The organism is Ekhidna sp. (genome assembly GCF_965212185.1).
GTDB lineage: Bacteria > Bacteroidota > Bacteroidia > Cytophagales > Cyclobacteriaceae > Ekhidna.
Genome location: NZ_OZ243102.1, coordinates 507757 through 521222, shown reverse-complemented (window position 1 = coordinate 521222; position 13466 = coordinate 507757). Strand labels below are relative to the sequence as shown.

Genomic DNA, 13466 nt, shown 5'->3' with positions numbered 1-13466 from the left:
TCGACAATAAAGACAATACAAATGAAAAAGAATATAAGTATCAACATTGGCGGCATCATATTCCATATCGAAGAAGATGGATATGACAAACTGAAAAATTATCTCGATTCAGTCAATAAATACTTTTCCTCTTTCGAAGACAGCAAGGAAATCATTGAGGACATTGAAGGGAGAATAGCTGAAATTTTCTTATCAAAACTTGATGATGGTAAGCAGATTATCACCAGCGAAGATGTAAATGATCTCATCGCTACAATGGGAACCACCAAAGACTTTGAAGCGTCCATTGAGGTAGATCCTGAGCCTAAAAAAGAAGCAGGCAAGGAAGAACAACAATCGAAAGATGAACCGAAAGAAAAAGAAACCTACGAGAAAACTAAGAGACTATACAGAGACTCTAAAAGAAAAGTAATCGGTGGAGTAGCAGCAGGTATTGCAAACTACTTTGGAATCGATCCAATTTGGATGAGACTCCTGATGCTAGCCTTCCTTTTCAACATCTTCTTCTGGGGGTTGAGTGGGTTTGTATTTCTAGCGTACATCATTCTTTGGATTGCTGTTCCAGGTAATGAATCACTTGAAGATGACAAGGCTGTTAAAAAACTTTTTCGAAGTACGGACGATCGGGTACTGGGAGGAGTATCTGGTGGGATTGCATCCTATTTCGGTACAGATCCTGTTGTGATTCGTGTGCTGTTCGTGATCTCCATCTTCCTCGGTGGAGCTGGCCTTTTGGTTTATCTAATTCTTTGGATAATCACCCCGGAGGCTAGGTCAATAACAGAAAAAATGCAGATGCAGGGTGAACCTGTAACTATTTCAAACATTGAGGAAAATGTGAAAAAGAGCCTCAATGTAAAAGAGGGTGAAGAGAATGTTTTTGTAAAGATTCTTCTCTTCCCATTTAGATTGATCGCCATGGTTTTTAAGGCTTTGGGAGAAATTCTAGGCCCACTACTAAAATTTGGAGTTGAGGCCTTGAGAATTGCCATAGGCGTATTCCTTGTATTTCTTGGCTTTGTCCTTATGATCTCTTTCACCATTTGTATGGCGGTCTTATTCGGTGTAGGTGGTACAATGGAATCCTGGGTTCATTTCGGTGAATTCCCGGCTAGAGAACTTTTTAGTTCCATGAGCACAATAGCAATTGTATCCTCATATCTCACATCCATGATACCATCACTGGCAATCTTGTTGCTTGGTTTAGTGATCATCATTAAGAAAAAAGTAACGAACGCATTTGTTGTATGGAGCATGTTCGGACTTTGGTTGCTTGGGTTAATTGGATTAGCTGTTTCGGTTCCAACCATGATCAGAAACTACAGTGTTGAAAGCACATTTAAGGAGGAGCGATCGTATCCTGTGAATGAAGGGATTACAGAACTTAAGCTTAACGATCTGGACTGGGATAATTATAACAGTGTAGATCTTAAGATCAGAGGTCATGAAGATACAACAGCATTTTTGTTGGAATTGGAATTTGATGCAAGAGGCTACTCAAGAACAAATGCCAAAGAAAATGGAGAGGCAGTTGACTATGTGGTCTCTCAGGAAGGCAACAGAATCTATTTTGATTCTGAAATCACATTCGGTGATGCTCCATTCAGGTTCCAGGATGTTTCGGCGATCTTTTATGTGCCGTATGGTAAGGTTTTTAAAATGGACGATAATCTTCAGGAAATTTTAAGAAATACCCTTTGGATCCATGATTATGATGCACGTGATCTTGGAGATAATGAGTGGGTTTTTGATAAGGGAGGTTTAACATGCATTACATGTGATGATTCAAACCGAAGCTCTTACCAAAGAAGAAATTACGGTTCTGATAGTCAGGCCTATCAGTTCAGTGATTTTGATGAAATCAAATTCATCTCATTATTTGATTTTGAAATTATGCAAGGGGATGACTTCTCCGTAAGGCTTGAAGGTGACGATAGGGATTTAGATGAAGTGTATTTAAGTCAAAATGGGGATGAACTTGAAATCAGGTATGGAAGAAACACTGACTGGTGGAAAAACAGAAGAAATAAAGATAAGATTAGGGTATTTATTGAAATGCCGAGCCTTGAATACATCAAGGCTACTGGTGCTTGTGATGGTGAGATCAGAAACTTCACAGAAGCAGACATGGCATTTGACATTGAAGGGGCCTCTAAAATTTGGGCCGATATTGATGTTGATTATATGGAAGTAGATATAACCGGCGCTTCTGAATTAACCCTTGTAGGCAGAGGTGATGATTTGAAAGCTGAATTGAGAGGAGCATCTGAATTAGATGCTTTTAATTATATAACAGAAGATGCTGACATTACTGCTTCTGGAGCTTCTACTGCAAAAGTTTATGTGAATAATGAGCTTGAAGCCAATGCCTCAGGTGCAAGTAAAGTGAGATACCGAGGCGATGCGAGAGTTTCTTCTGATAGCAAAGGATTAAGTTCAATCAAAAGAGACTAATAAAATCACTAACTGGTCGAGAGCCAACGGCTCTATCATTTAGGTTTTGGTTCCCCTGCTTTTGGTCGGGCAGGGGATTTTTTGTTTATAATGATCCCGATTATGAAAACTCCAATAAACTTAAAATATATTCTTTCGGTGCTTAGTGCAGTTATTTTCACGTGGCTGATTCATGAATTTGCACACTTTAGTACGGGAGAGGTGCTGGGTTATCAAATGAAGATGACTTTGAACTCAGCGGGAACTCTTAGCAATGGTTATACAAAAGAATGGCATCAATTGCTTGTAAGCTTTGCAAGTCCTTTTATCACCATTATATAAGCAGTTTTTGCTTGGATTTTAATTATGAAGAGACCAAATCAACACTTGTTTCCTTTCCTATTTGTTCCTTTTTATTTCAGATTGCTTGCATCGGGTATGAATTTCATCAACCTAAATGATGAGGGTAAGGTAAGTGCTGCATTGGGTATCGGTACATTTACCATTCCAATTATAGTATCACTTTTCCTATTTGTACTGGTCTATAATGCAACACGAAAATTATACTTCAAGCAAAGTTTCATTGCATGGACTACCCTTATCACAATGCTATTTAGCTCAATTTTGATTCTTTCAGATCAAGCATACAACTTTAGGATTCTTTAATCCGGCAGAAGCGAATAAGCCAACGGTTTCCCTCCAAACAAAACCTTGGTTTTGGCCCAGGTATCTTCAAATAGTGCTGAATGCCTGTATTTCTCAAGATCACCTTCACTCTCCCATTTACTAAACGTATAGTACACATGATCCAGGTTGGCATCCTTACACAATTCCAGATGCTTGCAGCCAGGAAATGTTGATATATTTTCTTTTACTGTTTCAAAAAGGGCTAGAAAATCATTGACTTTCTCTGGTTCAAAATCCATACGGACGATTCGTATCAGCATCGTTTAATTGGTAACAAATTCGATAATAACTGGTGAGTCTACAGAAAGCCCTAAAAGAGCTGAGGCATTTCCTTTATTAATTCCAATCTGTAACTGATTGGAAGAATTGAATAGGACATAGCAATCACCAGACTCAACATCAGTAAAAAAATTGTGCAGCTTTTCAAATTGCTCTCTACCAAATCTAAGTACATACTTAACGCCTGTTCCATTAATCTCTAAGATTTTTTCAAACTCAGTTCGATTGATGTTGGTGATCAGATTTCCATAATGATCAACTGAAACCACATGTCCTGCGATTTCCCTTTTTGTGACTTTCAATTGCCGGGCATATAACTCTGTAATCGCTTCAAGTTTTTGACCCACATCCTTTAATTTCTTTCCGTTAGCTAGCTGTAGCGCTGTTTTTGCAAGTACATCCTTTGCCGGGAATGTTGATAGTCCATTTTCCAAAACCACCATCTCTGCAGGCTTTTTGTCAGTTATCAAACTGAATATACCCGAATCAAACCCTACGAAAATGTGTCCATCCAATTCAAGTGCCAATGCTTTAGATTTCTCCTTTACTGAATCTACTGCCACTATGTGCACAGTTTTGGCTGGAAAATCTTTGTAAACACTTCGAAGTACGTTGGCAGCATGAGAGATATCAAACGGTCGGATATCATGAGTAATATCCGTGATTGGCTGATTGGCTGATTCTGAAACAATAGCAGCTTTTACAGCTGCCACATAGTGATCAACTGTCCCAAAATCAGACATGAAGGTGATTAACGCCATTTGAGGGAATTCAGCTTACATTTGTTGTCACAAAGCTATATATTTTACTCACACAGTGAGTTCTAAAAAGCTTGAGGTTTATCACAAAAAAGCGATAATAAATAGTCAAGCAAAGTATTGTATTCCATTGGGAATTTTCTTTTGAAGTTTTAACTGAAATATCGATTGCTGGAAAAAATAATTACACTTGAAAATGTCTCCCTGGTCGACTTTCTGGGGGTTGAAAATCAGAACATCAAAACCATTGCTACGGCATTTCCTGATAGCAAAATTGTAAGCAGAGGAAATGAGATTAGAATCAAGGGCTCTGCACCACAAATTCTAAAAATCAATGAGATACTAAACTCACTGCTCGCACACTACCACGAGTATGGTAAAGTGACTACAGAGAACGTAAAAGATTTTGTTGACAATGAAGAAAACACCATTGAAGCGGATAAAAATTCCGCAGTTCTAGTTCATGGCACTAGTGGATTTAGAATTGCCCCAAAAACGGTCAATCAAAAAAAATTAGTTGCTGCCGTAGAGAAAAACGATCTTGTTTTTGCCATTGGTCCAGCGGGAACTGGGAAAACATATATATCTGTTGCCCTTGCGGTAAGAGCGCTAAAAAATAAAGAAGTCAAAAAAATCATCATAACCCGACCGGCAGTAGAAGCGGGTGAAAACCTCGGGTTTCTTCCAGGTGATTTAAAGGAAAAAATTGATCCATATCTGCGTCCAATCTATGATGCATTGAGAGATATGATCCCTGCGGAAAAACTCAGATACTACCAGGAAAATGGAGTAGTTGAAATAGCTCCGTTAGCCTACATGAGAGGTCGGACATTAAATGATGCGTATGTACTTCTTGATGAGGCACAAAATACAACTCCCATGCAAATCAAGATGTTTTTGACACGAATGGGTCCTCAGTCCAAAGTGATCATTACTGGGGATCAATCACAAATTGATCTACCTAAAAAACAAACATCTGGCCTGATTGAAACCATGAAAGTCCTTAAAAATGTGGGTGGAATAGGATTTGTCACATTAGATGACCGAGATGTGGTAAGACATAAACTAGTTAAAGCAATCATAAAAGCATATAATAAATATGACTTACAGGGTGGTCCTAGCGATAAATGAAGAGCTAAAAAGGAAATCGTTTGAAATTAGGGAAGAGGTATTTGTTGTGGAGCAGGAAGTTGCTCCTGAAGAAGAATTTGATAAATATGAGGATGAATCCTTTCACTTCGTAGCACTTGATGAAAATGATAACCCCATTGGTTCTGCGAGGTGGAGATATACAGATAAAGGCATTAAGCTCGAAAGATTTACAGCCAAGCATTCCATGCGAGGAAAAGGACTGGGGACCGCAATTGTCAAGGCTGTACTTGATCACATTTCAGAAAATACACCAAAAGGAACCTATCTCTACATGCATGCCCAGCTACCAGCTGTGCCACTGTATCTAAAGTTTGGTTTCCAAACGAAAGGCGATCAGTTTGATGAGTGTGGGATTATGCACTATCTGATGTGGCGGGAGCTTTAGTTAATAATGTAGGAAAAATCACAAAAACCAATGCAATGGAAAACAACAACCCACCAATTACTCCAATAGCAAATGAAAACCAAAATACTTCTTGCTGACCGTCTATCAGAAACGGAACCAGCCCGAGGCAAGTAGAAATAATGGTAAGCATGATCGGGACAAATTTTCGTGAACATGCTTTGATAAGATTTCTATTAACATTCTTTGAATGATAATTTCTACTTTCATTGAGAATAAAAATTGTTGCATTTACTACAATTCCTGCAAGTAGTACAAATGCAGCATATCCGCCCTGATCAAAGTAAAAGCCACCCCAGGAAAAGGTCATGAAAATACCAATGAAAGAGAGGGGTATTACTAGTATGATATAAAATGGAAGTTTAAGGTTTTCAAATGTCACAGTACAAATCACGTAAACAAGCAGTAAGATGAGTATAATAAGTGCATACTGTCTTTTCGTTTTATTGGAAGACCAATCATATTCTAACTTTTCATATGAATAGCCTACTGGGAAAACGTGATTTTCTATAACTTCTTTCAGATACTGATTGCCAAATCTATAGCTACCGTAATATTCGAAAGAAACAACACGTATATATTGTCTGTTTTCCCTATACAGCGCACCTGATTTCACTTCACTTGTAAGGATGGCATTGGTCCTTAAGAGATCAGAACTGCCTTCATTCATTAGTCTATAGATGCTGAAATCTTGTGATCGTTTATCTCTTAACAAAATTGGTAATTGAGTATTATTTATTGTCACATTTGATTGAGGTAGGTAACTCATTGAAGCATTTGAAATCTGATTTAAACTCGTCAAATAATTATCCAAGGTCATTTCATTCTTAGGAGATAATACATATTGATCAGCCGATTCATCTCGCCATGAGAAACGATCATTTGTATTTACCTCCTTGATGCGAGGATGAGATATAAGTTTTTGAGCAATGTCCTCTGCAAGAACTTCTAAATCTGAATAATTGTAGCCCTTTAGCTTTATTCTAAATGATGGAATTGATTCACCAGAAGCATTACTAAATCCCCTACCTACACCATAAATACTCCAGTCAACACCTCCCCAATCAAGCGATCTTTGAATTAATCTGTTTTTCAAAACATAAGGCAGAGAGCCGGATTCTGAATCTTTGTTAAACTCAATTACTACCTGCGCATATTGACCTGAAAAAATGGAGGATTTAAAACTCTCCAGGCCTGCAACCTGGCTTAAATAGTCTTCTACCTTATTAATTATCCTATCCATCTGTTCAATGGTATGCCCTTGATCCATTGATGCAGACACATATAGTCGTGTTTTTTCGGGAGTTCGGTATCCGGAACTTTCAAATACATTGAGGTAGAACGATCGAAGCATCCCTCCCAGAATTTTATCTGAAACCGGCCGAATGTTTTCCTGATAGAGATCTGAGCCGATGGTTCTATTATACAGATCAAAACCTTCGATACTCTTTGGGACCAGATAAACGGGCAGTCCAAAGGTCAAGATTAAAAGGACAATGATTACTTTTTTGTATTTTGATAATGTTATAATGAAATTATAATACGACCGCTGAACCCGAATGAGTTTTTTTAAACTCGAAATTGATTTGGATTGCATTTGTTCGTTTCGGCCAACTGCCTTAGAAAAAGCTGGTGTAAAAATTAGAGATACAATTACCGAAGCACATAGAGCAATTGAGATAGCAATAGCAAAATCATCCATGCCAACCCGCTCATCTTTGGGAAGAATAAATATTACTAATATGGCAGAAATGGTGGTTAATGTTGCGACAAGTAGGGCAGCTATCACTTTTAAATTTTTTCTTCTTTTCAAATGATCAATGACCATAATTGAATTGTCGATGACAAGTCCAAAAGATATGGTGAGCCCTGCTATGGTATATAGGTGAATAGGTACATTCATCAGATACATAATCAATGCAGAAATACCCAAGGAGACTAGAACAGAACCTATTAAAACTACCAACTGATTCATTTTTCGGTATACCAGAAAGACCAATGCTGAAAGAATGAGAATGGATAAAATTGCTCGCTTTGAAATTTTTTGTAATTCACGAGTAATAAAATCCGTATCATCGTATGAAAGCTTTATGCCTAAATTCTCTGGAAGACTTGCTGTTAGATGTACTATGGATTCACGAAGAGATTTGGCGAGTGCTGGCTTGTTCTCATGTTCCTGAACGAACAGACTTAATTGAATTGCGTTTTTGCCATTTAATCTTGAAATAAAAGTAGCTCGTTGGTTCTCTATTTGGGCAACAGCAACATCGCCTAAGTCTATATCTTTAGATATGGAGATGCTTAATAAATCTGACAGATCAGAAGGAGTAGAATTGATAAATAGGGCCTTAGTTTGACTATTTTTAGTCATCACGCCAAGTTGCTCATTTTTATATTGCTCAGAAATCCTTTTTAAGAGAAGAGGTGGATTGATTCCAATCGCATTAAGTTGATCCAAATCATAGGATATTACGATTACAGGCTGACTGTCCGTCGACAATTCAAGAGTTTTAATCCCCGGATTAAGGCCTATTTTAGGTATAATAAGATTCTTGGTCAGTTCTACTATTTGATCCATGGGAAGGCTGGAAGAAATAGAATAGATCAGAAGTGGTTCTTCCTTATCTTCAGATCTTCCAAGAGAAATGGAAGGAAATGATATATTTTCAGGCAGTTTGTCTCTTACCTGCCGAATTGCAGTAAGAATCTCCAAGCGCTTTTCCTGGAGTCCATCCTCTTCGAATGTAACAGTGATATAACCACCACCAAAACGTGATACAGATTTTATTTCTTTTAAACCTTCTATAGAACTAAGCGCTCCTTCTAAAATCGATGTGATCTTCTGTTCTGTGACGAGTGGTGGATCGTTGGCATCAGATGAAAAACTGATTATGAATGAATTACTGGAATTAGGTGGCGTAAAATCTACTTCCAGAAGAAAAGCAGAGGCTATCCCTGCCAGAGTGATTACAAGAAATACTAGAGAAATTCGAAAAGGTGTCACATAGCTAAATTAAGTCGAACTCGTTATAAGAAAAAAGCTATTGATAGTGCCTTAAGAATTCAATTGCTTGACAGTAGTGATTTAATATATTTTTCCAGCAATTCATTATTTACCCCTGTAAACAAATCAACCAAGTTTCCCTTCTTATCAATTACGATATGTAAAGGATAGACATCCAAAAATCCATACTCAGAAAATGTCCTATTGGTTGCAACATGAGTGTATTGGAAATTCAACCCCTTCAATTTTTTCTGTAAGCTTTCACTGAGAATATTTGGATTTCCAGGTGCGATAACGGAAAGAAATTTTACATCATCTCCATACTTTTCAACAAGTTTGGAAAGATCTGGCATTTCTTTAAAGCATGGTGTACAGCCAAAAGCCCAATAGTTGATCAAGATCGGCTTCCCCTTTAGTGACTTCAAATCAAATCTATTTCCACCCACATCCAAAAACTTGATATTAGGAAAACCTTCTTCATAATAAGTTCTTTTAAGCACTTCATAATAATTATCTTCATTTTCGAAATAAGAATTAGAAGTTTGTGAATAAGTCGCAGAGAAAGGCACCCAAATAAAAGATATATAGAAGATTATTTTCATTGGTTTCAAAAGTAATCCTAGAGTGTGTTGATAAAATTTATAGTTGAACTGGCTTTGATTCGTTGTAAGAGGTGACAGAAACATTAAAAATGCATGCAATTAGGTTTACTCAGATTGGACTATCGTAAATTATCAAATCCACTACTACATTTGCATAAATTGCCTCTTTCATCACAAAAACAACTCCTTGTTCCGTCTTCATTAATTACCACTCTACCCCATTGATTAGGTGATCCAAAAGAAGGCAAGAATGAAATGTAGGAAATGGCCCCTAAAGTCAATGTAATTACAATTTTTTTCAATTCTAAAATTATTTATTGTTTGAAATATATTTTTTTGTATCAATTGCTTAAAACTGTTTTTAATCTTCAAGTACTTATTTTCTTATACCGTTAGAACCGTATAAATCTCATAAAATATTAATCTTCAAAAAGGGCCTTGATCTTCATACTACTATTATCAATCTGGATTAAATAGGGACTTTTGGGGTTTTCAGTTATTTCTGCCAATTCATCCAAAATGTCAATATTATTTGATCTAATTAGTGAATTTGAATTAAGGTTGATGAGATCTAAAAGTTCCTCATTCACAGCATCGTTTGCCATGTATGGATTATTTACAATAATTGCTGCAATGTAATCATAAGAAGCAAAATGATTTTTCATTTTATTGATTATACAATTTGAACAATCTGTAGCTGAAAAAATTAATATTTTGTGTCCTGAAACAAATAAGTTTTCAGATTCCAAAAAAGACTCCAACCTTGGTGCCTTGACTTCATTATCACATGCAACAAAAAATACAAAAACTGTTAGAATTAAAATCTTAAATTTCATTAATCTAAACTTTTTAATCTAGCCCAAAAGAGAATTGTTGAATTCTGAGTTTCTGTCACTGCAGCATTTGTGTATAATAGTATTCTATTTGCCGATATATATGCTGCAACACCAACAGATGGAAATGGTAATTGAATATCCTCGGTAATTAAGCTATCATTAGTTATTATATTCATATAATACTTCATGTAATCTTGAAACAACTTTGGCATCTGAGAATTCGATTTCATCGCTTTGAACTCATCTTCTGGTAATCCATTTCTATAAACCGTAATTAATGAATCATTCTTGACAAAGAACTGACGATACCAACTATTCACTACCTGATATCCATCTTCAAAATCAGACTCCCTACCAAGTCTATATTTAATAGGAAGTTTATAATTCTGATGAGATAATAAGAGGCTTTTCAAGGGTTTCTTATTTTCATCATACTTGAATACTATTTTGTCTGGGCTGTGTAAAACATAAATATTATGATTGGAATCGGTATCAAATAAAGTTTGAATCTCACCATAATGTTCTTGATTTCTTAAAAAGGTAGAATTCTCAGGAATTTTAAACCCCATTTCAAAATTCTCATTTTGCAAATCGTAAACGGTAATTGCAGTATAGTCCTCAAAAAAAGAAGAACTAAATCCTGAAAAATTTCCATCAATTGTTGCTTTAAGATTGAATAATGCTAGATTCTTATCATCGGTATTTATGAATCGAATTTTTTTATCCTGATATCCACCGTATCCACTTACTGCTGTCTGATCTATTATTTTTCTTATTGGTTCATTTTTTCTATTGAAAAAGAAAACACCTCTAGTCCCTGTTACGAATATTGCTGAATCATTGAGGTATGCAATATTGAATTGAGAATTTCCTATTTGATCCTCAGTATTACCTGTGAAACTAAACCTATTCACTATTTCTCCAAAAAAATTAACTTCAATTACTGTATCTGGCTGATTCTGAGAAGAAAAAAGTAATGTCCTATTATGCAGACTATAATCATATAACTTCAATCCTCTTCTAATAAAATTGATTTTCAAAGTATCATAAATCTCTATTTCATATTTTCCATTTAATATGGACAATCTTTCTAAAGAAGTGTCAATTTGGTTTGAGGAATCTTTTTTAGAGGGACTACATGCACTAAGAAGTGAGAGTAAAATTATTATTATGTTTTTCATTTCAATTCAAATAAACATCATGTAGAAACCAATCTTTAATCAAATAATCATGATACAAATTCATTTTGGATAAATATCCGTTGTGACCATAATTGTTTTAAATAGATTTTCTATACAACGGCAAGAGTTAGATTGTTTTGGAGTAATATGAAAATAAAAAGGAAAAATACCTTAGTTATACATAAGCCTTACTAAATAGTAAGGCTTATGACTCTGTTATCTCACTTCTTGAATTTGCATTCCACAAGTGCATTTGTGACCATCTTCATTACAATAACAATCATATATCCCATCCTCACCAATTCTCAAATATTTCTTCTTGGGAATAGATGCATCCGCTGGTATCATAGTAAGATATAGTAAAACAACTGCAAGACCCCCAAGTACTTTTTTGATATAACTATTAAACTTATTCATAGTATCAATATATTTTTTTGAGCTCAAACCTACATCTACATTTTGTGCCGGTCTCCATACAGCCACAGTGTATAGTACCGTCTTCATTTGTACTTTTATACCTGTAATTGTCCGGATTTGGACTGGCCGTCGCAATTGTAATTGCAAGCGCAAAACTGGCAAACATGCTAGCTAGAATAATCTTTTTCTTCATGATCTTTCAAATTTTGTTTTGACCAACATAGGTCACATCCCGTTTTTTATCAAATGAGAAAATAGAATTGAATAATTTTGAATAGAATTGAATTGAATTACTCAAAAATGATTCATATAAACCTATCAGAAATAAAATCTATTTATTTAAAAAATTACATTTTATTATATAATTGATCCTTCTTATGTTTGCTAGTGGTCAGTAATAAGAATTAACTAAATACGTTTTAAATCAAGATTAATCTTAAAGTCTACCCATTTAAACTTTTTAAAGAAAAATACTCACTATAACACCACTTAAAACAATGCAAAACGGAATTTTAAGAACCAGAAAAGAAATTGCAGACGAATTATCAATAAGCATCAGTACCCTCAGAAGGTACCTTCAAAAAGAAAACATTGAAATCCCTAAGGGCAGATATTTGAGACCTTCAGAGTATCAGAAAATATACGAACTCTTTGATTATCATCAATGAAAGCTACTCATTTACTCACTTTCTATGCTTTGATACTTAGTTGTTCCACACCTCAAAAAGAAGGACAACAATTAAATCCATCTGCTCTTGTTTCTGCAGATACTATTGAAGTCGTGTCTTACATCAGCCGGTTTGAAAAACTCACATACCCAGTTAAGAATATTGGTAAGATAAGAAGTGCAACCAGGAGCAATCTCATTTTTGAACGATCTGGCATTCTTGAGTCTATACATGTAAATAATGGAGAATATGTAAGAAAGGGACAGACTATCGCAAAACTTAGAAATGCCAGTGAGTTAATTCAAAAAGAAAATGCAATAGTAGCCTTGAAAAAAGCTCTAGTAAACTACGAAAATGAAATGCTTGCTTTAGGCGATAGCTTATACTATAAAGAGAAATGGTCACGAGTAAAGGAAAATGTTCAGCTAAATACAGGTGTATTGGCTGCAAAAGTGAATCTAAAGCAAGCCGAACTAGCTTATCAGCAAACCATTATAAAAGCGCCACTAACTGGAATTGTTGAAGGGATAAAAATTCAACCCGGTGACTATGTGTCTGTTAATCAATTGATAGGTTCCATTTATGATCCTTCTTCTTTTGAAGTTGTATGTGATGTTCTTGAATACGATGTGCTGAAAATGAAAAAGGGAATGCAAGCTAAAATTTTCCCTTTAGCATCATCAGAGCTAGAACTTTCAGGATCTATTGCAGAGGTTAATCCTTCTGTGGACAGTAAGGGTTTGGCACAAGTGATCATAAACATATCGCAAGCTGAAAATATTATCCCAGGACTTTCTGCAAGGGTTGAAGTCAATGTAACAGATCAACCTACTGTCGTCATTCCTCTACAGGCTGTTGTAAAACGATCAGAGCGGCATGTCGTTTTCAATATCGATAATGGACTTGCAAAGTGGAATTATGTTACTCTCGGGAAGGATAATGGTGAAAAAGTTCAAATTTTGGATGGAATAGAGCAGGACATGGAAATTATTATTTCTAATAATCTGCAACTAGCACATGATAGTCCAGTGATGAAAGGGATGTAA

Annotated in this window: 14 protein-coding genes; 7 read left to right on the top strand and 7 right to left on the bottom strand. The window is 35.7% G+C overall.

Features of this window, described 5'->3' with window-relative positions:
* The first annotated feature begins 21 nt into the window (after positions 1–21).
* The 3 genes from ACOMC3_RS02315 (at position 22) to ACOMC3_RS02305 (ending at position 3099) form a co-directional block, all read left to right on the top strand.
* Entirely contained in the window at positions 22–2454 is a 2433-nt protein-coding gene (locus tag ACOMC3_RS02315) for a PspC domain-containing protein (RefSeq protein ID WP_420317913.1), read from the top strand.
* Between the two features lie 102 nt (positions 2455–2556).
* The gene (locus tag ACOMC3_RS02310) at positions 2557–2775 is read left to right on the top strand and encodes a hypothetical protein (RefSeq protein WP_420317912.1); all 219 of its coding nucleotides are present in this window, start codon (positions 2557–2559) and stop codon (positions 2773–2775) included.
* Between the two features lie 24 nt (positions 2776–2799).
* The gene (locus ACOMC3_RS02305; protein ID WP_420317911.1) at positions 2800–3099 is read left to right on the top strand and encodes a hypothetical protein; all 300 of its coding nucleotides are present in this window, start codon (positions 2800–2802) and stop codon (positions 3097–3099) included.
* On the opposite strand, the gene ACOMC3_RS02300 is transcribed toward ACOMC3_RS02305, so the two are convergent.
* Positions 3096–3380 (bottom strand): putative quinol monooxygenase, encoded by a 285-nt coding sequence (locus ACOMC3_RS02300; protein ID WP_420317910.1) that lies wholly within the window; start codon positions 3378–3380, stop codon positions 3096–3098. The genes ACOMC3_RS02305 and ACOMC3_RS02300 overlap by 4 nt on opposite strands.
* 3 nt (positions 3381–3383) lie before the next feature.
* Complete coding sequence (locus ACOMC3_RS02295) at positions 3384–4160, bottom strand: SAM hydrolase/SAM-dependent halogenase family protein (RefSeq protein WP_420317909.1); 777 nt, start codon at positions 4158–4160, stop codon at positions 3384–3386.
* 165 nt (positions 4161–4325) lie between these two features.
* Between ACOMC3_RS02295 and ACOMC3_RS02290 the strand changes: the two genes are divergently transcribed.
* Together ACOMC3_RS02290 and ACOMC3_RS02285 are read left to right on the top strand one after the other, a co-directional pair.
* Complete coding sequence (locus ACOMC3_RS02290; RefSeq protein WP_420317908.1) at positions 4326–5288, top strand: PhoH family protein; 963 nt, start codon at positions 4326–4328, stop codon at positions 5286–5288.
* On the top strand, positions 5269–5694 hold the full coding sequence (locus tag ACOMC3_RS02285; RefSeq protein ID WP_420317907.1) for a GNAT family N-acetyltransferase: 426 nt from the start codon (positions 5269–5271) through the stop codon (positions 5692–5694). Before ACOMC3_RS02290 ends, ACOMC3_RS02285 begins: the two co-directional genes overlap by 20 nt.
* On the opposite strand, the gene ACOMC3_RS02280 is transcribed toward ACOMC3_RS02285, so the two are convergent.
* The 5 genes from ACOMC3_RS02280 to ACOMC3_RS02260 form a co-directional block, all read right to left on the bottom strand.
* Positions 5663–8716 (bottom strand): efflux RND transporter permease subunit, encoded by a 3054-nt coding sequence (locus tag ACOMC3_RS02280; protein ID WP_420317906.1) that lies wholly within the window; start codon positions 8714–8716, stop codon positions 5663–5665. The genes ACOMC3_RS02285 and ACOMC3_RS02280 overlap by 32 nt on opposite strands.
* A gap of 59 nt (positions 8717–8775) precedes the next feature.
* Entirely contained in the window at positions 8776–9318 is a 543-nt protein-coding gene (locus ACOMC3_RS02275) for a TlpA family protein disulfide reductase (protein WP_420317905.1), read from the bottom strand.
* A gap of 419 nt (positions 9319–9737) precedes the next feature.
* Positions 9738–10154 (bottom strand): hypothetical protein, encoded by a 417-nt coding sequence (locus ACOMC3_RS02270; RefSeq protein ID WP_420317904.1) that lies wholly within the window; start codon positions 10152–10154, stop codon positions 9738–9740.
* Positions 10154–11335, bottom strand: a complete 1182-nt coding sequence (locus ACOMC3_RS02265) for a hypothetical protein (RefSeq protein WP_420317903.1) — start codon at positions 11333–11335, stop codon at positions 10154–10156. The genes ACOMC3_RS02270 and ACOMC3_RS02265 overlap by 1 nt, the downstream gene beginning before the upstream one ends.
* Positions 11336–11551: 216 nt before the next feature.
* Positions 11552–11839 carry a hypothetical protein gene (locus ACOMC3_RS02260; RefSeq protein ID WP_420317902.1) on the bottom strand — a complete coding sequence of 96 codons (288 nt, stop codon included), beginning with the start codon at positions 11837–11839 and terminating at the stop codon, positions 11552–11554.
* A 410-nt stretch (positions 11840–12249) separates the two neighbouring features.
* On the opposite strand from ACOMC3_RS02260, the gene ACOMC3_RS02255 reads away from it, so the two are divergent.
* Entirely contained in the window at positions 12250–12420 is a 171-nt protein-coding gene (locus ACOMC3_RS02255; RefSeq protein WP_420317901.1) for a hypothetical protein, read from the top strand.
* Positions 12417–13466 (top strand): efflux RND transporter periplasmic adaptor subunit, encoded by a 1050-nt coding sequence (locus ACOMC3_RS02250; protein WP_420317900.1) that lies wholly within the window; start codon positions 12417–12419, stop codon positions 13464–13466. The genes ACOMC3_RS02255 and ACOMC3_RS02250 overlap by 4 nt, the downstream gene beginning before the upstream one ends.

Coding starts and splice junctions, on each gene's coding strand:
- ACOMC3_RS02260 (WP_420317902.1), bottom strand. CDS start 11,839: ATGAAGACGGTACTATACACTGTGGCTGTATGGAGACCGGCACAAAAT.
- ACOMC3_RS02270 (WP_420317904.1), bottom strand. CDS start 10,154: ATGAAATTTAAGATTTTAATTCTAACAGTTTTTGTATTTTTTGTTGCA.
- ACOMC3_RS02305 (WP_420317911.1), top strand. CDS start 2,800: ATGAAGAGACCAAATCAACACTTGTTTCCTTTCCTATTTGTTCCTTTT.
- ACOMC3_RS02250 (WP_420317900.1), top strand. CDS start 12,417: ATGAAAGCTACTCATTTACTCACTTTCTATGCTTTGATACTTAGTTGT.
- ACOMC3_RS02315 (WP_420317913.1), top strand. CDS start 22: ATGAAAAAGAATATAAGTATCAACATTGGCGGCATCATATTCCATATC.
- ACOMC3_RS02295 (WP_420317909.1), bottom strand. CDS start 4,160: ATGGCGTTAATCACCTTCATGTCTGATTTTGGGACAGTTGATCACTAT.
- ACOMC3_RS02265 (WP_420317903.1), bottom strand. CDS start 11,335: ATGAAAAACATAATAATAATTTTACTCTCACTTCTTAGTGCATGTAGT.
- ACOMC3_RS02310 (WP_420317912.1), top strand. CDS start 2,557: ATGAAAACTCCAATAAACTTAAAATATATTCTTTCGGTGCTTAGTGCA.
- ACOMC3_RS02255 (WP_420317901.1), top strand. CDS start 12,250: ATGCAAAACGGAATTTTAAGAACCAGAAAAGAAATTGCAGACGAATTA.
- ACOMC3_RS02300 (WP_420317910.1), bottom strand. CDS start 3,380: ATGCTGATACGAATCGTCCGTATGGATTTTGAACCAGAGAAAGTCAAT.
- ACOMC3_RS02275 (WP_420317905.1), bottom strand. CDS start 9,318: ATGAAAATAATCTTCTATATATCTTTTATTTGGGTGCCTTTCTCTGCG.